The sequence below is a fragment of the Neoalteromonas arenosi genome, assembly GCF_030362855.1.
Classification (GTDB): domain Bacteria; phylum Pseudomonadota; class Gammaproteobacteria; order Enterobacterales; family Alteromonadaceae; genus Alteromonas_E; species Alteromonas_E arenosi.
In genome coordinates, this window is sequence record NZ_JAUCBP010000006.1 from 96,892 (window position 1) to 123,374 (window position 26,483).

At 45.4% G+C, this 26,483-nt stretch carries 20 protein-coding genes, 2 tRNA genes and 1 riboswitch; of the genes, 8 read left to right on the forward strand and 14 right to left on the reverse strand.

From position 1 onward, the window contains the following. Positions 1 to 76 (forward strand) — tRNA-Val (locus QTP81_RS04675). Between the two features lie 38 nt (positions 77 to 114). Then, positions 115 to 190 (forward strand) — tRNA-Val (locus tag QTP81_RS04680). A gap of 174 nt (positions 191 to 364) precedes the next feature. Here QTP81_RS04680 and QTP81_RS04685 read toward each other — a convergent pair. From QTP81_RS04685 to QTP81_RS04705, 5 genes are all read right to left on the reverse strand, one after another. Continuing rightward, positions 365 to 3,277 carry a TonB-dependent receptor plug domain-containing protein gene (locus QTP81_RS04685; protein ID WP_289364074.1) on the reverse strand — a complete coding sequence of 971 codons (2,913 nt, stop codon included), beginning with the start codon at positions 3,275 to 3,277 and terminating at the stop codon, positions 365 to 367. Between the two features lie 324 nt (positions 3,278 to 3,601). Then, a complete protein-coding gene (locus QTP81_RS04690; protein WP_289364076.1) occupies positions 3,602 to 4,657 on the reverse strand; it encodes a FecR family protein in 1,056 nt (351 codons plus the stop codon). Then, positions 4,654 to 5,223 carry an RNA polymerase sigma factor gene (locus QTP81_RS04695; RefSeq protein ID WP_289364077.1) on the reverse strand — a complete coding sequence of 190 codons (570 nt, stop codon included), beginning with the start codon at positions 5,221 to 5,223 and terminating at the stop codon, positions 4,654 to 4,656. Before QTP81_RS04695 ends, QTP81_RS04690 begins: the two co-directional genes overlap by 4 nt. Before the next feature lie 164 nt (positions 5,224 to 5,387). Continuing rightward, the gene (locus QTP81_RS04700; RefSeq protein ID WP_289364078.1) at positions 5,388 to 7,955 is read right to left on the reverse strand and encodes a TonB-dependent receptor plug domain-containing protein; all 2,568 of its coding nucleotides are present in this window, start codon (positions 7,953 to 7,955) and stop codon (positions 5,388 to 5,390) included. 503 nt (positions 7,956 to 8,458) lie between these two features. Further along, positions 8,459 to 10,060, reverse strand: coding sequence for a glycerol-3-phosphate dehydrogenase/oxidase (locus QTP81_RS04705; protein ID WP_289364505.1), 1,602 nt, complete (start codon positions 10,058 to 10,060; stop codon positions 8,459 to 8,461). A gap of 201 nt (positions 10,061 to 10,261) precedes the next feature. Here QTP81_RS04705 and glpK point away from each other — a divergent pair, with 201 nt between their 5' ends. Together glpK and QTP81_RS04715 are read left to right on the forward strand one after the other, a co-directional pair. Then, entirely contained in the window at positions 10,262 to 11,770 is a 1,509-nt protein-coding gene (gene glpK / locus QTP81_RS04710) for a glycerol kinase GlpK (protein ID WP_289364080.1), read from the forward strand. Positions 11,771 to 11,830: 60 nt separating this feature from the next. After that, positions 11,831 to 13,453, forward strand: coding sequence for a response regulator (locus QTP81_RS04715; RefSeq protein WP_289364082.1), 1,623 nt, complete (start codon positions 11,831 to 11,833; stop codon positions 13,451 to 13,453). Between the two features lie 38 nt (positions 13,454 to 13,491). Here QTP81_RS04715 and QTP81_RS04720 read toward each other — a convergent pair whose 3' ends face one another. Beyond that, positions 13,492 to 14,064: a tRNA-uridine aminocarboxypropyltransferase gene (locus tag QTP81_RS04720; RefSeq protein ID WP_289364083.1), complete on the reverse strand. Its 573-nt coding sequence runs from the start codon at positions 14,062 to 14,064 to the stop codon at positions 13,492 to 13,494. Between the two features lie 10 nt (positions 14,065 to 14,074). After that, positions 14,075 to 14,554, reverse strand: coding sequence for a MarR family winged helix-turn-helix transcriptional regulator (locus tag QTP81_RS04725; RefSeq protein WP_289364084.1), 480 nt, complete (start codon positions 14,552 to 14,554; stop codon positions 14,075 to 14,077). A gap of 314 nt (positions 14,555 to 14,868) precedes the next feature. On the opposite strand from QTP81_RS04725, the gene putP reads away from it, so the two are divergent. The 3 genes from putP to QTP81_RS04740 are packed head-to-tail and all read left to right on the forward strand — an operon-like array spanning position 14,869 to position 18,726. Further along, complete coding sequence (putP, locus tag QTP81_RS04730) at positions 14,869 to 16,365, forward strand: sodium/proline symporter PutP (RefSeq protein ID WP_289364085.1); 1,497 nt, start codon at positions 14,869 to 14,871, stop codon at positions 16,363 to 16,365. 13 nt (positions 16,366 to 16,378) lie between these two features. Further along, positions 16,379 to 17,482, forward strand: coding sequence for a glutamate 5-kinase (gene proB, locus QTP81_RS04735; RefSeq protein ID WP_289364086.1), 1,104 nt, complete (start codon positions 16,379 to 16,381; stop codon positions 17,480 to 17,482). Then, the gene (locus QTP81_RS04740) at positions 17,479 to 18,726 is read left to right on the forward strand and encodes a glutamate-5-semialdehyde dehydrogenase (RefSeq protein ID WP_289364087.1); all 1,248 of its coding nucleotides are present in this window, start codon (positions 17,479 to 17,481) and stop codon (positions 18,724 to 18,726) included. The genes proB and QTP81_RS04740 overlap by 4 nt, the downstream gene beginning before the upstream one ends. Positions 18,727 to 18,787: 61 nt before the next feature. Here the strand turns inward: QTP81_RS04740 and QTP81_RS04745 are convergent, their stop codons facing one another. The 6 genes from QTP81_RS04745 to QTP81_RS04770 all read right to left on the reverse strand — a co-directional run bounded on the left by QTP81_RS04745 (position 18,788) and on the right by QTP81_RS04770 (position 23,053). Then, the gene (locus QTP81_RS04745; protein WP_289364088.1) at positions 18,788 to 19,342 is read right to left on the reverse strand and encodes a YceI family protein; all 555 of its coding nucleotides are present in this window, start codon (positions 19,340 to 19,342) and stop codon (positions 18,788 to 18,790) included. After that, positions 19,339 to 19,896 carry a cytochrome b gene (locus tag QTP81_RS04750; protein ID WP_289364089.1) on the reverse strand — a complete coding sequence of 186 codons (558 nt, stop codon included), beginning with the start codon at positions 19,894 to 19,896 and terminating at the stop codon, positions 19,339 to 19,341. Before QTP81_RS04750 ends, QTP81_RS04745 begins: the two co-directional genes overlap by 4 nt. A gap of 17 nt (positions 19,897 to 19,913) precedes the next feature. Further along, entirely contained in the window at positions 19,914 to 20,546 is a 633-nt protein-coding gene (locus QTP81_RS04755) for a YceI family protein (protein WP_289364090.1), read from the reverse strand. Positions 20,547 to 20,617: 71 nt separating this feature from the next. Further along, entirely contained in the window at positions 20,618 to 21,160 is a 543-nt protein-coding gene (locus QTP81_RS04760) for a GNAT family N-acetyltransferase (protein ID WP_289364091.1), read from the reverse strand. A 1-nt stretch (position 21,161) separates the two neighbouring features. Continuing rightward, positions 21,162 to 22,130 (reverse strand): GTP 3',8-cyclase MoaA, encoded by a 969-nt coding sequence (moaA, locus tag QTP81_RS04765; protein WP_289364092.1) that lies wholly within the window; start codon positions 22,128 to 22,130, stop codon positions 21,162 to 21,164. Continuing rightward, a riboswitch (molybdenum cofactor riboswitch) is annotated at positions 22,120 to 22,282 on the reverse strand. Its footprint overlaps the gene before it by 11 nt. A 24-nt stretch (positions 22,283 to 22,306) precedes the next feature. Beyond that, the gene (locus tag QTP81_RS04770) at positions 22,307 to 23,053 is read right to left on the reverse strand and encodes a tellurite resistance TerB family protein (RefSeq protein ID WP_289364093.1); all 747 of its coding nucleotides are present in this window, start codon (positions 23,051 to 23,053) and stop codon (positions 22,307 to 22,309) included. Positions 23,054 to 23,240: 187 nt separating this feature from the next. Here QTP81_RS04770 and QTP81_RS04775 point away from each other — a divergent pair, with 187 nt between their 5' ends. Further along, positions 23,241 to 25,031, forward strand: coding sequence for an ABCB family ABC transporter ATP-binding protein/permease (locus QTP81_RS04775; RefSeq protein WP_289364095.1), 1,791 nt, complete (start codon positions 23,241 to 23,243; stop codon positions 25,029 to 25,031). Between the two features lie 69 nt (positions 25,032 to 25,100). Here QTP81_RS04775 and QTP81_RS04780 read toward each other — a convergent pair whose 3' ends face one another. Beyond that, on the reverse strand, positions 25,101 to 26,447 hold the full coding sequence (locus QTP81_RS04780) for a class II 3-deoxy-7-phosphoheptulonate synthase (RefSeq protein WP_289364096.1): 1,347 nt from the start codon (positions 26,445 to 26,447) through the stop codon (positions 25,101 to 25,103). Positions 26,448 to 26,483 lie beyond the last annotated feature (36 nt).

The following is a 26,483-nucleotide window of genomic DNA, read 5'->3' on the forward strand; positions in this document are numbered from 1 at the left end:
GGACGCTTAGCTCAGTTGGGAGAGCATCGCCCTTACAAGGCGAGGGTCACTGGTTCAAGCCCAGTAGCGTCCACCACTTTATTCCTTTACACCGCGCGGTTAACATTCTTAGATGGACGCTTAGCTCAGTTGGGAGAGCATCGCCCTTACAAGGCGAGGGTCACTGGTTCAAGCCCAGTAGCGTCCACCACTTCTTTTTTTAAATATTTCCGTAGATTCGAAGGCGAGCTGATTCAATTACGTGGTAACCAACCGCAGCAGTGTCCACCACTTCTTTTTTTAAATATTTCCGTAAATTCGAAGGCGAGCTGATTCAATTACGTGGTAACCAACCGCAGCAGCGTTCACCACTTTTCCCTAGATATCAATTAAATGAATAACTCATTTGGGCGTAATAATATCCACCGTTCATACCAAGTGGAGATGTGGGTGGATACCTGGCACCAGCCAAATCACTGAAGGGGTTTTCGGACGGTCGATTGTCAAAGAAATTTTGCGCGCCGATGGTCATTCGCCAGTTTTCGTTAAAGCGATAACTGAGCTCTACATCAAAGACGGTCTCGGCACTCGCTTCGATATCCAAACCAGCTGATGCGTCCAAATGGTCCTCATAGAAACCTGAAAAATAACGCAGTCGCCAAAGAAAGTCGAAATCATTAAATGACTGATTCAAAGCAAATACGGCTCTGAAGTCGGGTAAGTTATCCTCCAACATGTGGATTCGAGCGGGCGTCAGATTTGAAACAGGCTCCAGCCCACCCAGCGCATTTATGCGTGGATAAAGCGTGACTCTATCAACTTCCGTTTGGGTCCAGTTTAAAGAGCCAGAAAACGAGTTTTGTACTCGACCACTCGTAAACTCATAGTTAATGACTACATCAATTCCTTGGGTTGTTGTATCAAAGTCATTAGTAAAAAACTTTACACTTTCAAATATCTCACTCAGCGGAACGCCAACACGGGTCAAGGAGCGAATATCGTCTTGAGATAATTGAATTGCCGATGTTGTACTTATCCTGTCTTTCAGTGTGATGTGAAAGTAATCAAGTGTTACAAATAGTCCGTCATGCCAATAGTAAACCAAGCCTAAGCTCTTGTTCACAGACTCCTCGGGACGCAATGGTGTTGCCCCTACCTGAATTGATATGGGATTTGTGGGAGGCAATGTTGCCTGGTCCTCAAGGCCTCTTTCTGAAAATGCAGTTGTTACATTGATAACGTTACTTTGACCTACAGTCGGTGCCTTAAACCCGGTACTGATTGAGCTCCTAAGCGAGACAAGATCACTTAGTTCATAACGGCCAGTCACTTTACCTTCGAATGTTGCTCCAAAGTCATTAAAGTGCTCGTACCGCAAAGCTGCTCCCATCAAATATGAGTCATTCAAATAGGTCTCTACATCAAAATATACCGCCATATTGCTGCGGCTCCAGTACCCTGCTGATTGTGGTGTATATCCCGGAAAACCATTCGAACCGACGCTAAACCCCTGACTCAGTCCAGAATCTGGTTCTAATGCCAGGAAACCTGCTTGATAAGAACTTTCTTCACCCGCTTTTTGATGATAACTCTCCTTGCGCCATTCAAGCCCTGCCGCAATATGGATAGGCTCATCCATAATGCCATCCATAAATTTAGTGATATCAAAGCTTATCGTCCGCTCTATCTGCCTTGCTCCGCCGGGAGCGAATTCAGTAGGAGAATCTGGCCCAAGGGATGGATTTACCGTATTTGAAATTAAATAATCAATTCCTGAATACCCCAAACTCACACTAAGATCATATGCCCAATCATCAGCAAAAAAGCCCTTTATTCCCATATTGAAAGCTGCATCTTCGACGCGACCGCCAAATCGAGGCGAAAAACCACCGGGAAGAATTTCATTAAACGCGAAACAATTCTGTCCAATCGCTGTCGTATTGTTAGCAATAAGCAGATAACCTGGTTCATCCAGAACATTGTTGTCATTTATCAGTATCGTCGGACACTCAATGCCCTGATTCAAACCATCGAGATCGCCGACTAGCAATTGGGATTGTCCTTGGCCGCCATTAGGCGCAGCAAAGACGCCGCGTCTCAGGTGGGGATGGCGAAAATAGAAACCGCCTTCTATTTTCCGACGGGCCACATTGGAGAAACTGTACCATTGCAAATCATCGTTTATGTTAGCCCCCGCATTAATCGAAAATTTGACATCGTCATCGACATCAAGAGTGCCCCAATATTGAGCCGGGTCTGCTACAAAGCCATTACCAGCGTCGCGCAGCATTTGCGCGTCCGCTCGTTGAACTGCGCGATTCGTCGCGTCACGTTGACGAAATTCAGCACTTGCGTTAACAAAGCCTTGACTGCCTAGCGGCACCCCTACATTGGCTTGTACCTGGAAATCCTCACCATCGCCTTGAAAGAAAGATCCACCGCGCACAGAAACACGCCCCCCAGACGAGTCTTCTTTAAGGACAAAATTAATTACGCCAGCAATGGCATCGGAGCCATATTGAGCCGCAGCACCATCGCGCAACACCTCAACTTGCCGGATCGCTGAAGCGGGCAAAACAGATACATCAGGGCCCTGCGCACCATCGGACAACCCTCCGCCTAAAAACGTGATAGCAGCACTTCTATGCCTGCGCTTGCCATTCACAAGTATCAGGGTATGGTCAGAAGCCATGCCTCTTAGGTTGGCAGGACGTACTAAACTGGCAGCATCATTAATAGACTGATCGTTAACATTTAGCGAAGGTACAAGATTGCTCAACATTCCAAGCACATCTGTCTCACCTTGCTGGGATAGCTGCTCTGTATTAATCACGTCAATTGGAATCGGTGACGAAGTTACGGTACGCGGTAAGCTTCGGCTACCAACTACAGCTATCTGCTCTACAGTTGAATTATAGGCCGATTCATCGTTAGAGCCGTCATCATTACCATCTACCAATTCGGCAGTGTCTGATGGGGCTACTTGGACACTTAGCTTACCACTTTCATCCTGCACAACTATCAAGGTTGAATCTTTGAGTAATAACTCTAACGCCTCGCGATGAGTAAATTCGCCGGTTAATGATTGAGTGGTAAAAGTTTCAGCCTCATCAAACGGAAACAATAATGTTATGTCCGCTTGTTTGGCGAAAAGAATTAAAGCTTCATCAGCTCTAAGAGATGGAATATCAAATATAGCATACTGGGCGTGTGCCAGTCCGATAGGACTGAGAAATAGTACTCCTCCAACCCACAGCCTGTTAATTCCTGATAAGAGGCGCGATAACCAACTAGTCATCGAAAAGTTTACTCCAAGTTAGACGCGAGCTAACGACTCTCTTGAACAGGCAAATTAGAGAGATTTGATAAGAATAACGACCGTCAATTTTGTTTATGACAATCGAATTATAAACACACGAGTTAAATTCTAACCGCATTGTAATTTATTATTGTTTTATTTCGGCTTTTAGTTGAATTTGACTTAAATCTACATGCAATTTACGTGCAGCATCAAAATGTAAGCATAACGCTACAATATCAACGCTGGAATAACAATGATTTGTCGAGGTAAAGCGCTTAAGTGCGCCGAAAACCGTGCCTAATGGGAAGAAAAAAGGAGCCTTTAGGCTCCTTGAGAAAGTAGAATTGTATACTCTGACACCCGCTCGTTTTTGATTGAAAAGCTATTCTCCAACGCATTCAACAAGCCGTCGATGTCACCCACTTTGAAGTAACCAGCAACGCGCTGCCTCTTTAACGCTTCATCAGAGATTTGAAAACGCATGGGTGTATAACGTGTGATTTCCTTCAAGACCACATCTAGCGTTTCCCCTTTAAACACTAACATGCCTTTTTGCCACGCTAAATCGTCGGCGACAAGATCCTGACTAACCGTTTTGCGATCGCTAATACTTGCATCTACCGTTGCCTTTTCACCAGAGAATACAATCAGCCCCTGGTCAACGATAGCATTTTGGCCGCTCAGAATTTTCGCACCCTCGATAGCGCTTTGCTCGGCTTTATCTTGGACCAAAACTCGCCCCTCTGTTACAACTAACTCAAATGCCGACTCTTCGACCAGTTGAACGTTAAATGCAGTACCTATTGCTGTCACTGTATTACGACCGGCCGCAACAACGAAAGGACGTGATTTTTCATGAGCAACATCAAAATAGGCTTCGCCCCTAAGTAAAGAAATGCGTCTTTCTTCTCCAGTAAAGCGAATACTGACAGCGGAATTTGTATTCAAATGCAAAGTCGAGCCGTCCGACAGCGTAATACTTCTTTGCTCACCCACTAGAGTTGACGCATGTTGTGCAGCAATTACCATTGCATCTGGTGAAGTGTTCCACTGACTGAATAAAAAGCCGCCGATAGTTAAACATACAAAAGCGATACTCGCTGCAATTTGCCAATTAGTCTTCTTATAACGTGATTCGATTTGAGTCGTTGGCTGCTGTTCTAATGGAAATAAACTGCTTAATTGGTGCATAACCGACATGTCATCCCATAGACTAGCCAACTCAAAGAGTACCTCGCGGTGGGCGTTTGAGATTGCCATCCATTTGGACAACTGGTCTTTTTCTTGTTCGTTCAGCCCTCGATCAATACGGCTGATCCAAACACACGCTTGCTCATTGATGTCCTCACGTGTGTCGAAATTGTGAACGTTACTCATGGATTATTTCCATCTTTTAATGGGGAGTGATCATCCGACAAATCCGAAATATCCTCCCTTTTCTGTGATAATTCTTTTAAATACCGCGAACAGAGTAGCAAGCCTTTGGCAACATGCTTCTCTATGGTGCTTTCACTCAATCCAAGGAGCTCTGCAATTTCCCGCTGGCTTTTACCGTAAACTTTCTTTAATAAAAAGACCCTTTTCACATCTGGAGAAAGGGTATCAGTTGCTCTACAAAAGTTTAAAAAGCGCTCTTTACTTTCAACGTTTTTTTCTAATGTATATCCCACCAGTTCGTGGGGTAACGCATCCATGTCCTCAATCTGTTGACTCTGCACGTGTTCAGCCCGAGCCACATGATTTAGTGCCAAATTACGCGCTGTCTTCAACATATATGTTCGCTCGTAGCGAATCTCTTGTTTTAAATTAGCTTCGTAACTTTTAACAAAAGTTTCTTGAACAATGTCCTCGATATCTTCTGAGGGAACTATTGCTCCGACTGCTCGCATCAATTTCGAGCGATACTTTAAATAAGTTACCGTTAGTGTCGACTTTCTCGTCATATTTTTTTAGACCTGAACGTCTGTATTACTTTACAGTGTGTTTGTTGTGCTTTTACTCTGCGTTTGTACAAATAAATCGAGAATTATTTACCGCGTTTCCTCAGAGTTGTAAATCCTAACAAAACGGGGGGCGAAAATCGCCCCCTCAAAGGGTGACAAATCACTTAGAAGGTATATAAACCTCGTACATAATAGAAGCCACCATTTATCCCAATTGGAGATGTGGTTGGGAATTTTGAACCTGCGATTTCATTGTCATACAGAACATTGCGATCAGGCTCCTCGTCTAATGCGTTCTTCGCGCCGACCACCAATTCGAAGTTTTCTGATACGTGGTAACCAAACTCCAAGTCTAAAGTAAATTCAGAACCAACTTTATCAATGGGTAAGCCCGAATCTAAGTGGTCTTCGAAAATACTACCCGCATAATTAACCCGTCCTAGTAAGCGCCAATCGCCATTAGTATGGTTTGCCGTCAAGCTATAACGCACAGCAGGCAGGTTATCTTCAATCATACGGATACGATCTGCAGAGATGAATTCAGATGCTTGATCAACTGTGGTCGACGTCCAGTTATATGCCAAAGCAAACTTAGTGTCGCCACCAAACATTTCCATGCCGTAATTTGCAACAACATCAACACCTTCAGTTGTAGTATCAAAGTCATTCGCAAAGTAACTGACTTCCGAGAAACTCGATGCGTCACGAATACCGCGAGCGAGTAGCGCATCAATATCATCTTGTGTTAACGCGATGCCTGAAACGGTACTAATGCGATCAGTAACTTCAATATTGTAGTAGTCCGCAGTGAAAAACAGACCGTTATCAAAGCTGGCTACAACCCCTAAACTGTAGCTTTCTGACTCTTCTGGTTGCAATGGTTCACCGCCTACTTGTGCAGCAATAGGATCAGTCGGTGGTAATGTTGCACGGTCAATTAAACGACCATCTGTCCCAAACGCAGTAGTAACATTGCGCACGTTGTTCTGGCCGATAGTTGGCGCTTTAAAGCCTGTTGAGAATGCACCACGTAAAGCAATGTCTTCCATTAATTCGTAACGGAATGACACTTTACCTTTAGTCGTATTGCCGAAGTCTGAGAAGTCTTCATAACGAAGTGCTGCTGTTAGCAATAAGTTTTCCGTCGCATACATTTCAGCATCGACGTAAAGCGCGATGTTGTTACGAGACGCTTTGCCCTGACTGCGTGCGGAAAGCCCTGGGAATCCGTTAGATCCAATACCAAAGCCTTGAGATGCTAGAGGACCAATCTCATATGATGCTGGATCACCAGCGATGCTTTCATATGATTCATTGCGGTATTGGAAACCACCGGCAAAATACAATGGATCATCCAAGCCAATATCTACGGCTTTGGTCAGGTCAAAGTCGAATGTCTGCTCTGACTGAATGTATTTACCTGGACTAAATTCAAATGGTGTATCAGGACCTAGAGAAGGATTGATAGTGTTCTTAATCGCAAAGTCGATTTCATTACGACCTAAATTTACGCTTATGTCATAACCCCACTCGTTCGCGATCTCTCCTTTAGTTCCAAAGACCAAAGATGAGTCCTTCACAGTTCCGCCAAAGCGAGGTGTAAAGCCACCAGGTAAGATCTCATTGAATGCAAAGCAGTCAGGATTATTAGCAACTAAGTCTATATAACGTTGGTTCAATAACACGTTGTCACCCACAACGATATCAGTCGGACAATTGCCAGTGCCGTCTGGTGTTAAATCCCCAACTAGCAATAATTGGTCGCCATTGTCATTGGTGCCACCATCGTTAACACCGCCTCGATTATGCGGATTACGGAAATAGAAACCACCTTCGACTTCACGCTCTGCGTAATTACCAAAGAGATAAGCTTCGGCATCAGCATTTAGCTCTAAACCTAGGTTGGCAAATAGCTTAACGTCATGCTTAATCTCTGGACTACCCCAGATTTGGGCTGGATCAGCAACCGCAGTATTACCAGCAGCAACCAATGCGGCAGCGTCATCACGCTGCACACTGCGCGACGTGTCATCTGCAGTGCGATATTCAGCACTGAAATTAGCAAAACCTGCGTCTGATAATGGTACCCCTACGTTGGCTGCGATCTGAAACATATCACCATCGCCTTCAAAATAAGAGCCAGTGCGGAATTCGACTACGCCGCCCTCTGTGTCATCTTTAAGTACAAAGTTAACAACACCTGCAATGGCATCAGAACCATATTGTGCTGCTGCGCCATCTCTTAGTACTTCTACTTGTTTTAATGCTACCGATGGAATCACCGAAATATCAGGCCCTTGTGCACCGTCAGATAGACCACCGCCTAAGAAAGTAATTACAGCTGAACGATGGCGGCGCTTGCCATTAACTAATACTAGTGTGTGGTCAGACGCCATACCGCGCAAGTTGGCAGGACGAACTAAAGTCGACGCGTCGTTGATAGGTTGATCGTTGACATTAAACGACGGTACTAACGTCTGTAGCATCGAGACCATATCGGTAGAGCCCTGATTGGCAAACTCTTCGGTACCAATGATGTCAATCGGTACAGAAGAGTCCGCTACAGAGCGAGGAGCTGCACGCGTACCGACTACCGCAATTTTCTCTACATCTTGGGCTTGCTCTTGTGCATCTTGTGCATGCGCAGGTGCAATTGCCACAATACTAAGTGTTGCTGTAACGCCTAATGCACGGCGTAAATGTTTGGTCAATAAAGACTCTGAAGTTTTCATAATGAGTTCCGTGGATGTTTCGATTTCTTGCGACAAAAACAGCAAAATTTTAGATCGCGAAATCTGTATATTTATTGTTCAACATGATAAACACCGAATTTATTCGGCAATTTTTTATAGCGCCTAAAACCATTGAAAACAAACGAAAAATAGTAAAATAATTATTTATTTTTACGGCGTAGAGGATTTGAAATTCTGACTTGTCTATATAGAGATTGAGGGGATAAAAGCGTCTCACAAACGCAGTGCTTTTATGCGTTTACGGTCAAAATTTGAAGTTACTTATTCCTTTATGTTGTTACCAATGTTTGCGTCGTCTCTTCAATAATAGATCCGAAAATTAGTGTGCTGGCAGATTGGTACTCTGTGACGGATGTGGCATTTTGACTTTATTTAAACATTGACAATATAGAGGTGAACCACACAACACTGCGAAATAAGTAATGCGTTTATGCCGTGTTCACAGGCCTTGTTTAAGAGACTTACCTTGAATATTGTTCACCTTATCTATTGGCATACTCAGCAAGCTTCTCATCGGCCTTATCACCAAACAGGATCTGGCACGCTTCTTTTAACCCTCTGGCCGCAAGTATTTCGTCTTTTGTTAACACCATCTCAATTTTCGAGCGGCGGCGTAAAAAATCCTCCAAGCGCGTGATCATTTCTCGCCGAGCAGCATAGTGCAACTCGGCTCGAATGTATTCAGCGTTTTCAATCAGTTGCTCGGCTTGACTAGGATCGCGTTGGATTTCATCGAGAATTTGAATCGCATTGGCATCGTAGCGGCGCCACAATCGAGTCGTTAAAGGTTCAGAGCAGTACGCCGGCGTCATTGCATCCAAACCGATTAACCGCGCGCGCTCTAAAAACGCCTGCTTAAATGTATCTCCTGATTCCCCATACCACACATCGTCTGGCTTAGAGAGCGCTACTCCAAGCGATTGAACGGTTTCTGCTACTTCTTCGCCAACGTTGATACAGTCCGTAAGTTTACCGCCGAAAATACTGACAAAACGCTTATCTTTATCAACATCAATGGCGTGTTTGCGCGATAATTGTACCCAATCGGCCTCTCCCCCCTGTCCTTTGACGGCCAATGGTCGAACCCCACAGCGTCGAGCAATAACATCATCACTGGTCAATGGTTTTTCGAGATCAAGCAACTGGTTGACGTTGTCGAGGATAAATTGTTCATCTGCATCAGTCACCGAACTAGCCGGTGAATCCACCTGCGTATCGGTGGTACCAATGCAAGTTCGTTTACCCATGGGGATAACAAAAAACAGACGCCCATCAGAAGCGAAGAACGCTAGCACCTTATCGACCTTCGTCAATTTTTGTACTAATAAATGCACGCCCTTGGAAAACAGATGTGAGTGCTGAGTCTCTACCCGTGTAATTTGATTAAATGCATCTACATAGGGACCACAGGCATTGATTACAGTCTTGGATTTAATCGAAAACGTGCGGTTTGATTCCTGACAGCTTACTTTAGTTGTCCACATTCCATCGGCAAAGCTGGCATCATCAGCTTTTGCATAATTAGCTATACATGCACCGTTATCCATCGCATTGCGAATAAAGTTAAATACAAAACGCGCGTCGTTATCGTACAAAAACGCATCAGAATACTCGAGACCGCCAGCCGCATTAGCGATATTGATCGCAGGCTCCATTTGCTTGATCGACTGGGCATTTAGCAGGTGCGGTCGCTGCGTAAAAAACCGTCCCATTAACCAATATAGGCACGCGCCCAGAAAAATAAACCAATGTGGAAAACGAAACCCTTTTTGCAAAGTGGTTAAAAAACGAATCTCTTTAACCGTCGAAGGATATGCGCGCATGAGATGGTTGCGGCTTTTGCACAGCTTGTTGACCAAAAGGTACTCATGACTTTCTAAGTATTTGATCCCTCCCCACGCCAAATTACTCGAGTTAGAACTGGTAAAACCGGCAAAATCACCTTTATCTATCAATGCGACTTTAGCACCCTTCTTAGCCAGAGACGCGGCTGATACGGCACCATTTATCCCACCTCCCACAATTAATACGTCAAAAGACTCAGATTCCATTTTTATGAGATTTGATTCACGCAATTGCTTCATATTCATGGTTTGTTCTCGACGGTGCCTCTTAGAATTACAAAATATCTTATCCATAAACGCTTGAACAGCGCTGGACAACACACTAGATTACTCAACACTCAATTTATATGATAAATATGACATTTGGAAGACGGGTAAACCTATTCAAGTGATATATTTTATGCTTCTATTATTACTACACACAGTTACAGGTGAATGACGATGCCCCAAAATGCCCTTTTAGCCATCGACCAAGGGACAACCTCTAGTCGCGCAATAGTATTTTCTGAAAACGCCGAAATCATCGCCTCGTCACAACTCGAGTTCACACAATTTTATCCCAATGACGGCTGGGTGGAGCACGATCCAGAAGAAATTTGGTCGACCACTCTAACGGTGTGCAAAGACGCTATCGCTATTGCTCAGGAAGCTGGGTACCTAATCAAGTCTATCGGTATTACAAACCAACGTGAAACTACTGTGGTATGGGACCGCAAAACCGGCAAGGCCATATACAATGCCATTGTCTGGCAAGACCGACGTACAGCAGACATCTGTGCCAAGCTGAGTAGTAAAAATATTGATTTATCCTCTCGCTCCGGTTTGCGTCTAGATCCTTACTTTTCAGCAACTAAAATTGCTTGGATATTAGATAATGTTGAAGGTGCAAGACAACGAGCAAGCGCTGGCGATTTAGCCTTTGGCACGATTGATACTTTCTTGATTTGGCGGCTAACCGGTGGTGTCGTTCACGCAACAGATACAACAAACGCCAGTCGCACTAATTTAATGAACCTTCACACATTGGCGTGGGATGATGAGCTACTCTCGCTTTTCAATGTGCCCGCCGCAGTGTTGCCTGAAATAAAACAAAGTGAAGATGATTTCGGCACCACTGCAGATGGCTTACTCGATCAAAGATACCCTATTGGTGGTGTTGCTGGCGATCAACAAGCAGCGCTCATCGGCCAATGTTGCTTCACACCGGGAACACTCAAAAGTACCTATGGTACTGGTTGCTTCGCGTTAGTTAATACAGGTGAAACACCTCTGCGCTCGAGCAACCAATTACTCACAACGGTAGGTTATTCGATTAATGGCAAAACGTCATACGCACTGGAAGGATCAATATTCATAGCTGGCGCGGCAGTGCAATGGCTGCGCGACGGTATTAAAGTCATTGACAACGCCAAACAAACAAAGGCACTGGCAGAAACTGTTGAAGACAGTCACGGTGTAGTACTTGTCCCTGCCTTTGCCGGTTTAGGCGCCCCCCATTGGGATCCGCATGCACGCGGAAGTGTATTTGGTTTAACGCGCGGCACCACAGAAGCACATCTTGCGCGAGCAGCACTAGAGTCTGTGTGTTATCAAACCCATGATTTGCTCAACGCGATGCAGCAAGATGGCATCGAAGTGGCCAGTATTCGCGTAGATGGTGGCATGGTGGCGAATAACTGGGTTTGCCAGTACTTAGCAGATATTTTAAACATCGATGTAGTACGACCACAAGTGATGGAAACCACTGCCCTTGGGGCTGCATACTTGGCTGGTTTACACTGTGGTTTGTATAAAGATTTAACCCAACTTACAGCACAAAACCCCATCGATAAAACGTTTGAAGCCTCTATGTCAAGTGAGCAACGCAGCAAATCCATCACGCGCTGGAAAGCAGCGGTAGACGCAACTCGACTTTTTGCGCAAACAGCACAGCAGGCAGAAACTCAATAAGTTCTCAATATTCTGTGCTAACGTACGATAAAAGGAGATAGATAAGCAGCTGTAACCGTTATGAATTTAAAACTCGCCAGACAATCCAAAGTATTGGTCATTGACGATCAAGTCTTAGCGAAGGGATACATGAAGTATTCGCTTGAGGAGCTTGGCTTTCATAACATCGAATATATCGACAAAGTTAACCAAGCCCTACAAGCAATTCGACGTGAACACTTTGATCTAATTATTTGTTCTTATGATTTAAAAAACGAACAAGACGGTTACTACCTTTACGATCAACTCAAACAAGATGGCGATATAGCGCCAAGTACAGCATTTGTATTTATTAGCGCAGATACCACACCTGACATAGTCCACAGTATCGTCGAGTTGCAACCCGATGACTTTTTGGCCAAACCCTTTACTGTTAGGGAACTTGATAAACGACTGTCACGTGTTCTACAACGCAAGCAGGCGCTCAAATCAATCTATCAATTAATGGAAAAAAACCTACCAGAGAAGGCGCTTTCGTTGCTCGAGCAGTTTCTTAGCGAACCGAAAAATTCAGAGTTTTTTCCACTCGCCCTCAAAACCAAGGGTGAATTACTCGAAGAATGTGGATATTACGAGCAAGCCATAGAGTTCTATCAAGCGATTTTAAATGTTCAGTCATTTGCTTGGGCCCAGCTTGGTGCGGTGCGCTGCTTGATTCAAACTGATCACGATGAAGATGCCGAAAAACGTATTCTAGAGCTAGCATTTAAACCAGACTGCAAATTGGCGGCTTATGATTTACTTACAGCGCTGCAGATCAAGCAACAAGAATTTGATGATGCACTGGAGAGTGTTGAGGTAGCCACCGAGATTTCACCCCGTAACATACGTCGCCATAAGACCGCATTAGATTTATCGCGGATAACCCATGATTATGAAGCACAATTTGAAGCCGCAAAACGCATCGTCAAATTCGCCAAAAATTCAATCCATGATAAACCCGAGAATTATCTCGCTGTGGCACGTGCCGGCATTGACTTCGCAATGACCGCCGACGAGTCTCAGACATTTAAGTTAGTCAAGCAAACAACCGAATATCTCAAGCAGCTTAAGTCGTCCTTCCCCAAGGCTGACGTCGATGATCAGGTCAAAGTCATTGATGCACGCTTACTGTATTTACAAGATGAAACCGACAATGCAAAAGCTTTGCTGAGTCAATTGAGTAACGAAAGCTGGGAAGCCGAAGAGTTAGAAGGGTTACTCGATAAAGCCAAAGCCTTTCACGAGGTTGGATTGGTTGAGCATGCCTTGAATATAATAGACGTCATTGAGCGACGCTGTTTACAAAACCCTGAGCAAGGCAAACTGTTCTTACACTACATTGAACAAGAAAAAGTTGAGAAAACCACTATTACCTCAAGTCCCAAAGAGCTCAACAACGCGGCGGTGTCTCATTATCAGCAAGGCGACTTAGAGGAAGCGCTAGAAATATTCCGGCAAGCGTTTACGATTATGCCCAAAAACCCCTCCATTGCGCTCAATTTATTGCAAGCCACTGCGGTAGAGATAAAGGAGCAAGGGCTTACCGACCAAGCCCCGCAATTGATCAGGAACTGTATTCGCACCATTGAGAACGGCAAGCTCACACCAGAGCAAGAGCAGCGCTATCACAATGTAAAAAGCTACTTAAAGGATGTTGTTTAGGCAACTCCCCCTCTAGTTTCTTGCTTTCCAGCAAAGGTTCAACGCATGGAGTACTTCTGCCAGTTTGTCGTTAGCGCTGTTAATGCTGAATAAAATGGAGATAAAGGTACTTCATCGATCGCATTTAAAATCAATGCGGTAGCCTCAAGCGTGCTCAAACTATTGGTATGTGGCGCTTTACGAATCGTGTATCCAGTAGCTCTTTCGGAATCAATAATGGCACTGTCAAACTCTGCTAACCAATGGTTGGATAGCCATATTTTTTTTGCCTGGCGCCAACTACCGTCAAGTAACACGATATGTTGATAATGAGTATTGTTGTTGGCTAATTGCGTTATCGGTTTTGCGCTTTCACTGGGATACACAACCAAGGTATCGGGCCCAAGCCGTTTGCGCATAGCTGAAAAATCCACCGACTTGTCACCCACGCAAATATCCAAAGTTGGCAAAACCAGTGCTAACAGCCGTACAGTGTTCTTTGCATGGCCAGTTTCATTCGGATGCTGAAGAACAGTGACTTTTATGTTGGTATCAACTTTCACCACTGCGTTGCAAATACAGGTAGTCTGAGGATAGTGACAAACGGCACAGACTGAGCGTTTCGGTGACATTGACTATAGGTTATTCCGATAGCTGTTGAATGGTACCAACTTCTAATACTGGTGCAGCATCGATATCATCGGCGTTCATCATCTTAGCAATTCTTTGCATATTCGCGATCATCATGTTTTGCTCCCAATCTTCGAGCTTTTCAAATCGGTCTATGAAATGTTGCTGCAGTGGCTTTGGCGCATCCCCAACTGCTTGCTCCCCCTTTTCTGTGAGGTGCAACAATACTTTGCGTTTATCTTGCGTGGAGCGCTCACGTTTAACCAAATCGCGCGCTTCCAGTCGATCTAAAATGCTTGTCACTGTCGCCGAACTTAAATTAATTGCGTCAGCCACTTGTTTCGCTAACACACCGTCGCGATTGGCGATGGCCTGTAATACCAGGAGTTGGGGCCCTGTTAAACCCGACTCTTTGTTCAACTTCTTCGAGTACAAATCGATAGCGCGAATAACCTGGCGGAGTCCTATTAGCAACTCGTCATATTTTTCCATGTCATCTCCCCCTAAAAACAGGCTGAGTCTTCTGTCCGGTAATATACGCTGATATTTAAGTGTATGCATCCAAAATAATACCAACACAAATAAGTAGTAAGATAATTAAGTTATCATAATCACCGCAACAATATAAACAACACTAATTAGTTTATTTTTTCAATAACGCTTATTTATTGAAAAATAATTACAAAAACTCGCATATTTCGGGATCTTTATCGCTATACCATAAAGAGTTGTTGATAAATTATCCAAATAACTGCAAAATATAGTTCGTATTCTAATTATTACTTTTGAAACTAATGGCGGAGATTATGGATCATTCGCAATGGATTTCCATTGGCTTGTATTTTTTAGTGATGTTGGCGATCGGCCTTTTTGCGTATCGCACTTCTACGAGCAGTGTGTCTGGCTATCTGTTGGGTGGACGTAAGGTTAGTCCTCAGGTAACAGCATTATCGGCAGGCGCTTCTGATATGAGCGGCTGGATGCTGATGGGTTTACCCGGCGCTATGTTCTTGGTGGGATTTGAGACAATTTACATTGCCATCGGTTTACTTGCCGGAGCACTCGCAAATTATTTGATTGTTGCGCCAAAGCTGAGGGTTTACACCGAAGTTGCGGGCGACGCAGTGACGTTACCGGAGTTCTTCGCCAACCGTTTTGGCAAAGACAAACACGCAATACGGATCACTGCCGCAGTTATTATTGTAATGTTCTTCACTGTCTATACCAGTGCGGGGCTGGTTGCGGGCGGAAAGCTGTTTGAATCAGCATTTAATGTCGATTACACCATCGGACTGTTCGTTACTTTGGGCGTCGTGGTTAGTTATACCCTTCTTGGGGGATTCCTAGCAGTCAGCATGACTGACTTTGTTCAAGGTTGCATTATGTTTGTAGCACTGATTTTAGTGCCGGTAGTCGCATTCCAAAGCTTCACTGGTGTCGATGAAGTGAACGCGTTTGCCACGCAGTCTATACCGACATTAACTGAAGGCCTTGGCTCATTATCATTGCTAGCCATTATCAGTAGTTTGGCCTGGGGACTAGGTTATTTTGGCCAACCACACATTATTGTGCGCTTTATGGCGATCCGCTCAATTAAAGACATCGGTATGGCGCGTAATATCGGTATGAGCTGGATGTTTGTCACCATAGTTGGTGCGCTGGCAACAGGCTTGGTGGGGATTGCATACGTGAACAAGTTCGGAATTTCCGTTAACGACGCTGAGACAATCTTTATCGTATTTTCAGAGATTCTGTTCCACCCGTTGATCAGCGGCTTTTTACTTGCCGCTATTTTAGCAGCCATCATGAGCACAATTTCGTCGCAACTGTTGGTTTCATCAAGTTCATTGACAGAAGATTTGTATCGGGTGCTAGGCTCAGGAGAGCCCGACACCTCGCGGTCGGTAACGATAGGTCGAGTCGGTGTTATAGCGGTTGCCTTGGTGGCAGCGCTGCTAGCGCTGGACAAGAACAGTAGTATTTTAAGTATCGTGAGCAACGCTTGGGCAGGTTTTGGTGCTGCTTTTGGTCCACTCGTCTTGTGCTGTTTGTACAAGCGCAACTTGACCCATAGGGCCGCCATCGCAGGCATTATTTCAGGGGCAATAACAGTATTGGCTTGGATATATTTGCCAGTTCTTGAAGACGGCAAGACCTTGAGTTCACTGGTGTACGAAATCGTACCAGGGTTCATCGTAAGTACAGTGACAATATTTGTTGTTGCCGCATTGGATGCGGCGCCATCAAAAGAGGCTAAGCGCGACTTTGCCGAGACACAACGTTTAGTTAATCAACATTCATAACCAGAGGTTTAGTGTGGATAACACCCATTGGAAACGCATTGTAATCAAATGCGGTAGCGCGTTAATAGCGCCAGAGAAAAACGGCTGTAGTAGCCATTATTTACTGAGTATTGCGCATTTTATACTGCGCTGTCGTGAACGTGGGATCGACGTCGTTTTAGTGTCGTCAGGCTCAGTAGCGGCTGGTGCTCATCTTTTCAACGAAGAAGAGCAAACCTTGGCCGTTAAAAAGGCCATGGCGGCTGCGGGACAAACCGAGATGATGGCGACGTGGGACAAATTATTTGATTTCGCTACAGCACAGGTATTGCTAACGCATGCAGACCTGCGCAACCGAGACCGCTACGAAAACATTCGGTCCACAATAGACACCTTGGTAAACAATGGCATTTTGCCGATTGTGAACGAAAACGACACGATTACCACAGACAAATTAAAGGTCGGTGATAATGACAACTTGTCGGCTATGGTTGCTGCAGCATTTGACGCGGATGCGTTGATCATTTGTTCTGATGTGGATGGTTTATACGATAAAAACCCCCACAAGCACGACGATGCAAAGCTGTTGTCTTGGGTGACAAACATAGACGAATCGATCTATGCAATAGCGGGAGACGCGGTAAGTTCTGTGGGCACTGGTGGAATGAAAACGAAAATCCAAGCGGCGGAGAAAGCAACGTCTCACGGCATTGACACATTTATAGTTAATGGATTTACCGAACTGTCATTTAACCAATTGTTACAGGGTAAAAACCCAGGCACGCACTTTCAGCCGTTGGCAAAACCTTTGAGTGACCATCAGCACTGGATGACCCATACAACCCGAGCACAAGGTGAGTTAGTCGTTGAAGATCATTTTGATATGCAAGATGAAGAGCACAACGAACCGCTGACCGGAGCAGCATTAAAAGAAGTCAAAGGGCAATTTAATGTCGGCGACACGGTACTGGTGCGCAAAGATGACGGGACAAAGATTGCCAAAGCACGCTCAAACTACAGTAGCTGTTTGTTGAGTTTTATTGCAGAGCAAGAAAATCCGGAATATGCCGACGAATTTCAAAAAACCACTGGCCCTATTTTGTCAGAAAACAACATCGCAATATTGGAGGAATCATGAGTTTAATTAGGACTATTTCAACAGCCGCTGCTACAGCAGCTCGCGCGCTAGCGGTGCTTGATGAGAACAAAAAGAACCAGGTGTTGACCGATATGGCAACGGCATTGCGACAACAACAGTTGAGTATCCTCACCGCCAATGAAAAAGATTTGGTCGAAGCGCACAAAAACAACTTAGCGCTATCAATGATTGACCGTTTAACGTTAAACCCAGAGCGTATCGAAGATATGGCTGCTGGTATTGAGACTATTGTCGAACTTGATGACCCAATTGGTGCAGAGCGTGACTTAGGTGAGCGTCCTAACGGGATTAAGATCAGCAAAATGCGTGTGCCATTAGGCGTTGTATGTATGATTTATGAGGCTCGCCCCAATGTAACTGCTGACGCCGGAGCCCTGTGCTTTAAATCCGGTAATGCCGTAATTTTGCGTGGTGGTAAAGAGGCCCTAAACAGTAGTTTAGCAATAGCCGAGGTTTTGCAAGCGGTATTAAATCAGCACGGTTTACCTGAAGCGCTTATTTCGGTAGTACCCGACCCAGACCGCGCTCATATGATGGAACTGATGGAGCAACGCGAGTTGATTGATGTCATCATCCCACGAGGTGGAGAAGGACTGATCAATTTTGTCACCGATAACAGTAAAGTACCGGTTATTCAGCATTTTAAAGGCGTATGTCACTTATATGTAGACAAAGATGCTGACATCGAAAAAGCGTTAAACTTACTCGAAAACGGTAAGACTCAACGCACGGGTGTGTGTAATGCTCTTGAGGGCTTGCTTGTGCACGCTGATATCGCCGATGAGTTTATGCCCAAAGCAATCCAGCTGTTGAAAGATCACGGCGTGCGAATAAACGGCTGTCAGCAAGCCAAACAATACAATACGGATATTCATGAATTAAACACTGAAGACTTTGGTGCAGAGTATCTGGATTTGGAAATCGCTATACGTATCGTGGCTGACACAGATGAAGCTATGCTTCACATCGCGCGATTTGGTAGTAACCATACTGAAGTTATTTGTACCGAAAACGAGATCACAGCTAAGCGATTCCAACGCAGTGTCGATGCCTCTGTCGTGATGGTGAATGCGTCATCGCGCTTTTCTGATGGCAGCCAGTTGGGGTTGGGTGCGGAAATTGGTATTGCTACAACCAAGCTACACGCCTATGGCCCAATGGGACTAGAGTCACTCACTACCGAAAAATACTTAGTGCATGGTGATGGACAGATTCGCGCCTAAACGAGCGCTCTGACCAACGTGTATCGGTATTTCTAAAAACGGCGCTTTTGCGCCGTTTTTTTTATTTCCGCAGTTGTATTTCAATCGCTATCTCTCGACTGACCCATTCGGCGTCGGGGTCCGACTCAACCCCAATATCAAAAGCTAATCGGTCAATGCTAAATTCGGCCTGATACAATTGAACGGCACTTTGTACAAGTTCAAAGCTCACCGGTCGCGTTTTATTTTTAATCGTTAACTCCCCTGTCACTTGATAGCCTTGGCCACTATTGGTGCTAGTAATCTCGGTGCTAATAAAGCGCGCTACGGGGTAATTCTCCGCGTCAAACCATTCAGATTCTGGCAACGTACTGTCATAGGTAAAATCACCAGTTTCAGCTGATGAAACCACAAATTCGGCACTAATCGACGGTGCCTCCGCCGGCGGCAAAACAAGTGTCGCTTGCCAATCATTAAACTGTCCATTAAATGTCATACCCGCATGCTCGCCACTAAATCGAACCGAGCTCTGATTTGCATCAACCACCCACTGCTGGGCAGCCTGCTGAGCGAGCGTATGAAAACCCAGCGCCATAAAACCAAACGCTACTCCGCGCCACATTATCATTGTTTTCATTGACTTCGACTCCACCACATACGCGGTAATAAGTTCACTTTGTCACGGTATTTGTGTTTCACAACCGCAGCTATATGGATACTGATAAATACCATAAACGCTAGCGCGATATACCAATGGCTCAAACGCGCAAGCGATTCCACTGTTTCATTTCCACGAACGCCAGGTATGTGCGGCCACTTAAACCAATCAAATACGATGGTGGGTAAACCAAACGAACTGGCAGACACCATCATCCAGCCGGTCAGCGGCATCAGTATCAGAGCGACATACAATAGTCGATGGCCCCATAGCGCTTGTTTGTGCTCGTTTTGGGGTATTTCTATAGGTAATGACGGTTGCTTGCTAAACCATCGAACAATAAGCCGCAAAACGATCGCCCACAACATCAGAACGCCAGCGCTTTTATGTATTTGGAACCATCGGAACTGCTCCGCTTTACTGATATCGACGTTGACCATATACAGACCGCTGGCAAACATGAACAGCAACGCCAGTGCGATGACCCAATGGAGGACTATGGCAATGGAGTGATAGCGATGGGGTGAGCTCATTGTTGAAGGCCGCAAAATTAGTCGTCAGTTTTGGCAAATTCGCCTTCGATCATAATTTCAACTTCATCGCCAATATTAGGTACGTATTTGGTCATTCCCCATTGCGAACGCTCAAGGCTGGTAGTGGCTGAAAAGCCCATTGTTGGTTTGCCGCTAAAAGGTTGACGTAACATTGCGCCATTAAAAGTAACGTTTAAAGTAACGGGTTTGGTAACGCCCAAAAAGGTTAAATCACCCACCATTTCGGCGGTTTTTTCACCTGTCATTGTTATCTTGGTAGATTGAAAATCAATGCTGGCAAATTGACCGGCATTAAACCAAGATTTATCGGTCGCTAGAATTTGGTTGAAGTCTTTTTCGTCAGCTAACGGGTAAGCCGTTTGGATCGATAGCGGATTAATACTCGCGGTAACAACGCTTTCAGTAACATCACTGGCATTGTAATCAATACTGGCGTCGAAGTCGGCAAAGCGTGCGACATAGTCAGAGAGTCCCAAATGAGAGACCTTCCAAACAATACTGGCGTGGGTCAAATCCAGTTTGTACTCACCTGATGGCATATCGTTAAACGGACTTTTGGCAAACACCCAACTGATACAGCCACTGAGCATTAGCACCAATAACAGACTCATTTTCGCCATGCGATTCATAGTTTTTCCTAGATTTGTTTAAGACATGTATTGAGCTATACGCTTAGCTCAGCAAAAAGGATGTATGGCAATCAATCTAACTTAACCGTATAGGTATCGACTTGCATATCGCCGAGTGGGTCATGGTGTATGCCAGAGTACTTAAACTGCATCCCAAGCTTTTCTATGATCCGAATTGAAGCCGTATTTTCCTTTACCGCAATCGCACTGAACAATGTCACTCCAGTTTGTTCACGGATAGAACGCATGACCTGTTGAGCGGCCTCAGTTGCTATTCCCTTGCCCCAAGTTGAACGTTTAAATCGCCAACCCAGTTCTAGGTTCGCTAGTTTGGGCCTCTCACTGAAGAAGTTCATCGGCCGGACTAAGATCCAGCCCACAAACTGTTGCTGGTCGAAAACGCCCCACATTCCCCAGCCAGATTCGGGATTGGTGTAACTGATCAAACGTGGCAAAAACACCTGGTCTATCTCAGTTTTTGATGTCGGTTTTCCGCCATTGATGAAGCGCATGACTTCGGGATCTTGATCCAGTTCCCACAGCAGCACTGCGTCAGTAGCATTGGGCTCAAGCAACCGAAAACTTAGATGCTCTGTAGGAACAACTGTAACCACGTTACCCCCCCAACATGGCTAAGTGTTTTGTCGCACCGGTAAAGCCCACATCCAGATAGTGCGTCGCATGTTTATCGCCTAATAGCGCCACCAAGCGTTGTTCCACTCGTTCCACATCACCAGATATGAGTTCCTCGCGTAACGATAACCCATTGTCGGCAAACAAACACAAGTGTAAATCACCTTTAGCAGTGACTCTTAAACGGTTACAGGTCGCACAGAAATCTTTACTGTAAGGCATAATAAGACCAATTTTACCGGCATACTCAGCGTGCGAAAACTCTTGCGCAGGTCCGGCGACTTTGTCCCGCAATATTGGTACCCAACCTTGGCTAAGCAGATCTCGTTTTAGCGGTTCACCAGATACATGCTGGGCATCAAATAATACCTTGTTATCCCCCGTTTGCATAAGTTCGATAAAACGCAATGTAATCGGCACCTGTTTGACCCAATCGAGGAAGCCCTGCAGCGAACGTTGATTAACTTTGCGCATCAACACCGCATTGACTTTAACCGTTAACCCCAAAGCGAGCGCTTTATCTATACCGCGTAAAATGCGATCTAAATGGTCATGACCGGTAATTGCATTGAACATTGCAGGATCCAAGCTATCGATACTGATGTTGATTGAATCTAAGCCCGCTTTAGCCCAGTGTTCAACCTGCTTTTCCAACAAGAAGCCATTGGTTGTTAGCGCAACGTGTTTGATTTTGGGATGCTGCTTAACCCTGGCAATGATGTCGGGTAAGTCTTTGCGCAGGCTCGGTTCACCGCCAGTTATGCGTACTTTTTCTGTACCTAAATTCGCAAAGGCACTGACTAAGGTGTCAACTTCTTCCAGTGACAAAAAGCCTTCAGGCTTATCCCCTTGGTAACCGTCCGGTAGACAATAGTCACAACGATAGTTGCAAACATCAGTAATGGACAGCCGCAAATACTTAAATTTGCGACCAAATTTATCTTCTAGCACGTTAACACCTTTCCAAATTAAAGCTTGAGCTTTCGGGAGGCTGGCAAATTTCTCGGCCAACCCGCGCACACCAAGGTTCGATGCGCTGGCCTGAATCTCATATAAACTTTTGATTGTTACGTAGAGAGACAGGCTCGGAGCTAGTTTTATTGCTGACGTCGACTATAACTCAGTGTTTACGCGGTTTGCAATTGCTGATGAATACTACTCACCAACTCTCTCGGTAAACACAATTGATTGGCTAGCGCCTGTAAATACTGACCTGACACTGGCTGCTCTAAATCTATCGCACTGGCGCTGGCTGCATAAACTTCAATACCCGTCTGCGCATTAGGCACAGCAGCAACCAATTCATGCATAGACATTGGCTTGCGCAGTTCATCAAACAGCATGGCCTTCTCTTCGATACTCAGCTCCATACTCTCAACTTGATTGAAAATATTTTGCCGTTCGTTTTCATCAATATGACCGTCGGCATACGCTGCTGCAATCATGGCACGCATTAGAATGAGTTGTCCTCCCTCATTACTTTCATCAACGACTTCCTCAAACGATTGTTGCGAAATCGTCGCAGGTGCGAAATCAAAGGTTTGTCCATGGATACGGCGCGGATCAGGCGTGTAAGTATCAGCCGCGAGTGTTTGCGGTTGTTGCTGTGGCTGCTGATAACCTTGTTGCGGTTGGCCTTGGTGTTGTTGACCGGCTTGTTGACCTTGTTGGTTAGCCGAATATTGCTTGTAGGCTTTCCAAGCCAACCCACCAACGGCTGCAAGCGCACCGTACTTAAGTACTTTGCCGCCAGCCTTGCGGCCTTTTTTACTGGTTACCATACTGGTTAAACCGCCACCCGCTACACCGCCTAAAAAGCCACTTAAAGCACCCGATTTAGACAGGCCACCGACTAACTTTTGCAAATCACGCATGATGTTCTCCTTATGTTGCCGTCCAGCTTAGGCGAATTATTAATCAACTTAAATCCGAACTTTGTTACAAGATTATTCGAGAAAAACTGAATATTGGATTGCTGGGCATAGCAAATTTGTTTTGCGAATAACGAAACAAACCAAGTTGTGGCACACTGTTAGAGTAATAGTTAACTGATGAGAATTTATGCGTCGCTCCCGCGCCAACAACGACCAAGACAAGCCAATTAACTGGCGAATATTCAAACAACTTTGGCCTTACTTAACAGAGTTCAAACAACGCGTTTGGCTTGCCATCTTGTGTTTAGTTGCGGCAAAAGTCGCCAGTGTCGGTTTGCCTTTTGTACTCAAATACACAGTTGATGCACTGAATCTCGATACCACTGCTGAACAAATCTTGGTTGCACCGATTGCATTGATTATTGCTTATGGTGGCTTGCGCCTTGCCAATGTGTTATTCGGTGAAATTCGCGATACGTTATTCGGTCGTGTCACTGAACGAGCGATGCGCCGGTTGGGACTCACGGTATTTAAACACTTACACAAACTAGATTTAGATTTTCACCTCAGTCGTCAAACGGGAGGGCTCTCTCGGGACATTGAACGCGGGTCGAGCGGGATCAGTTTCTTAATGCGTTTTATGGTGTTTAATATTGGCCCAACGTTGCTCGAGATTATCATGGTTGTTGGCATACTGTTCTACAACTATGGCTTTACTTTCGCTGCTATCATTCTGAGTTCAGTAGTGCTGTACGTGAGCTTTTCAGTAAAAGCTACTGACTGGCGCACGCGCTTTGTACGTGAGGTTAATCAAGCCGATAACAGCACCACAACACGTGCAGTCGACAGCTTGTTAAACTTTGAAACGGTCAAGTATTTCAATAATGAACAATACGAAGCCAACCGCTATGACAGCGATTTGGCTACGTGGGAAACAGCGCGACGCAAAAACCGTTTGTCACTATTTGCGTTAAATGGCGGGCAAGCCTTTATCATCGCGGCTGCGATGACTAGCATGATGGCAATGGCGGCGATTAATGTAGCTAATGGCACCATGACTATCGGTGATTTTGTGCTGATTAACGCCTTTACCATGCAAATCTTTATGCCGCTTAACTTCTTGGGATTTGTGTATCGGGAAATCAGAGGCTCACTGGCGAACATAGAGAACCTGTTTGATCTCCTTGCTAAAAAGCCACAGGTCACAGATACACCCAATGCTGCGGATTTGACCGTTGATACCGGCACTATTGTGTTTGATAACGTTGCATTTGGTTACCGACCTGATCGGCAAATTTTAAAAGGTGTTAGCTTTAGCGTTGCCCCCGGCTCTAAAGTAGCAATAGTCGGTGAAAGTGGTTCAGGCAAATCAACAATTGTTAAACTATTATTTCGCTTTTACGATCCGCAAAGTGGCACGGTTAGTATCGACGGCGTGTCACTTGCTGATGTGACCCAAGCGTCGGTACGCAAACACATAGGCATAGTGCCCCAAGACACCGTTTTGTTTAATGACACCATTGAAGAAAATATCCGCTATGGGCGCCCTGATGCCAGCGATGAGGAGGTTGCAGAGGCGATACGCCTTGCCCATTTAGATAAATTTATCGCTGGGCTACCTGAAGGCGGAAACACCGCTGTAGGTGAGCGTGGCCTGAAACTATCCGGAGGCGAGAAACAACGGGTGGCCATCGCGCGCACTATTCTTAAACGCCCGCCGATTATGGTATTTGATGAAGCCACTTCGTCGCTCGATTCGCAGTCTGAACAAGCGATATTGGCAGCACTACGAGAAATTGCCCAAGGCCATACGAGTATTATGATCGCTCATCGCCTCTCTACCATCGTCGATGCTGACAATATCATCGTGCTCGACAAAGGTCAGATTATTGAACAAGGCGACCACCAAAGTTTATTGGACAAGCAAGGTGCTTATGCTGCGCTTTGGGCTGCGCAGCAACGAAAATCGGCAGACTAAATTGTTACACTCTGTGAGAGAATAAAAAAGGCATCCGCAAGGATGCCTTTTTTCGTTGCAAACAAAAGCTTATCGATGGGTTCTCAAACGGTCAGCGACCAAAAACGCCATTTCTAAGACCTGATCAGCATTTAACCGCGGATCACACTGTGTTTGGTAAGCTTGGGCTAAATCATCATCGCTGATCTTGTAAGCGCCACCGGTACATTCAGTCACGTGCTGTCCGGTCATCTCCAAGTGTATACCACCTGCATGGGTACCTTCGAGCTCATGTGCGGCAAAGAACTGCTGGATTTCACGTAGAATTGCTTCGAAATCACGGGTCTTATAGCCACTACTCGCTTTAAACGTATTGCCGTGCATAGGATCTGAACTCCACACCACATTGCGGCCTTCGGACTTAACGCGGCGTAACAGTGCAGGAAGATTTTCAGCTAAGTTGTCGGCGCCCATGCGCGTGATCAAGGTTAAGCGTCCTGGGTCATTATCTGGGTTTAAGGCATCAATCAGCTTAATTAACTCATCACCTTGCATTGATGGACCAATTTTCACACCGATTGGGTTGTGGATACCGCGGAAGAATTCAATGTGCGCATGGTCGAGCTGACGTGTACGCTCACCGATCCACACCATGTGAGCGCTACAGTCGTAAGGCTTACCGGTTAAAGTATCGATACGCGTTAGCGATTGCTCATAATTCAACAATAATGCTTCGTGCGATGTAAACAGCGAAGTCTCATGCAAGGTTCCTGTATTGCTGGCATTGATTCCAATCACGTTCATAAAGTCGAGCGTATCTTGGATCCGCGTTGCCATATCACTGTAACGCTCTTTGAGTGGGTTGTTTTCAACAAACGCCATATTCCAGCGATTGACCTGCTGTAGATCCGCCAGACCACCTTGGGCAAAGGCACGCAACAGGTTTAGTGTTGATGCGCTGCGATGGTAGGCATCGAGCAGACGATTAGGATCGGGCTCACGCGCTTCAGGTGTAAATTCAAAGCTGTTGATAATATCGCCGCGATAGCTGGGTAAAGTAACACCGTTGATCGTTTCGGTGTCGGCTGAGCGAGGTTTGGCGTACTGACCGGCCATTCGTGCAACTTTAGTCACCGGACAGCGCCCCGCAAAAGTCAAAACAATTGCCATCTGCAGTAACACTTTAAAGGTGTCACGAATTTTCGGGGCGTTAAACTCATCAAATGATTCTGCGCAGTCCCCGCCTTGCAATAAAAAGCCTTCACCTAAACAAACATCGCTTAATTGCTTACGCAATTGACGAGTTTCCTCGGCAAATACCAACGGCGGATACGTGGCTAAGCGCTGCTCGACCTCTGCCAGAAGCGCTGTATCTTTATATGTTGGTTGTTGCAATATCGGTTTTTCGCGCCAGCTATCTGGCCGCCACTCACTCATCGGTCATCGTTCCTGTTGTTTATTTAGCTGTGCAGA

Coding starts and splice junctions, on each gene's coding strand:
- QTP81_RS04745 (WP_289364088.1), bottom strand. CDS start 19,342: ATGAAAACAATGATAATGTGGCGCGGAGTAGCGTTTGGTTTTATGGCG.
- QTP81_RS04715 (WP_289364082.1), top strand. CDS start 11,831: ATGAATTTAAAACTCGCCAGACAATCCAAAGTATTGGTCATTGACGAT.
- QTP81_RS04720 (WP_289364083.1), bottom strand. CDS start 14,064: ATGTCACCGAAACGCTCAGTCTGTGCCGTTTGTCACTATCCTCAGACT.
- QTP81_RS04690 (WP_289364076.1), bottom strand. CDS start 4,657: ATGAGTAACGTTCACAATTTCGACACACGTGAGGACATCAATGAGCAA.
- QTP81_RS04705 (WP_289364505.1), bottom strand. CDS start 10,060: ATGAAGCAATTGCGTGAATCAAATCTCATAAAAATGGAATCTGAGTCT.
- QTP81_RS04750 (WP_289364089.1), bottom strand. CDS start 19,896: ATGAGCTCACCCCATCGCTATCACTCCATTGCCATAGTCCTCCATTGG.
- QTP81_RS04685 (WP_289364074.1), bottom strand. CDS start 3,277: ATGACTAGTTGGTTATCGCGCCTCTTATCAGGAATTAACAGGCTGTGG.
- QTP81_RS04770 (WP_289364093.1), bottom strand. CDS start 23,053: ATGCGTGATTTGCAAAAGTTAGTCGGTGGCCTGTCTAAATCGGGTGCT.
- glpK (WP_289364080.1), top strand. CDS start 10,262: ATGCCCCAAAATGCCCTTTTAGCCATCGACCAAGGGACAACCTCTAGT.
- QTP81_RS04740 (WP_289364087.1), top strand. CDS start 17,479: ATGAGTTTAATTAGGACTATTTCAACAGCCGCTGCTACAGCAGCTCGC.
- QTP81_RS04725 (WP_289364084.1), bottom strand. CDS start 14,554: ATGGAAAAATATGACGAGTTGCTAATAGGACTCCGCCAGGTTATTCGC.
- QTP81_RS04780 (WP_289364096.1), bottom strand. CDS start 26,447: ATGAGTGAGTGGCGGCCAGATAGCTGGCGCGAAAAACCGATATTGCAA.
- QTP81_RS04700 (WP_289364078.1), bottom strand. CDS start 7,955: ATGAAAACTTCAGAGTCTTTATTGACCAAACATTTACGCCGTGCATTA.
- QTP81_RS04775 (WP_289364095.1), top strand. CDS start 23,241: ATGCGTCGCTCCCGCGCCAACAACGACCAAGACAAGCCAATTAACTGG.
- QTP81_RS04695 (WP_289364077.1), bottom strand. CDS start 5,223: ATGACGAGAAAGTCGACACTAACGGTAACTTATTTAAAGTATCGCTCG.
- QTP81_RS04755 (WP_289364090.1), bottom strand. CDS start 20,546: ATGAATCGCATGGCGAAAATGAGTCTGTTATTGGTGCTAATGCTCAGT.
- putP (WP_289364085.1), top strand. CDS start 14,869: ATGGATCATTCGCAATGGATTTCCATTGGCTTGTATTTTTTAGTGATG.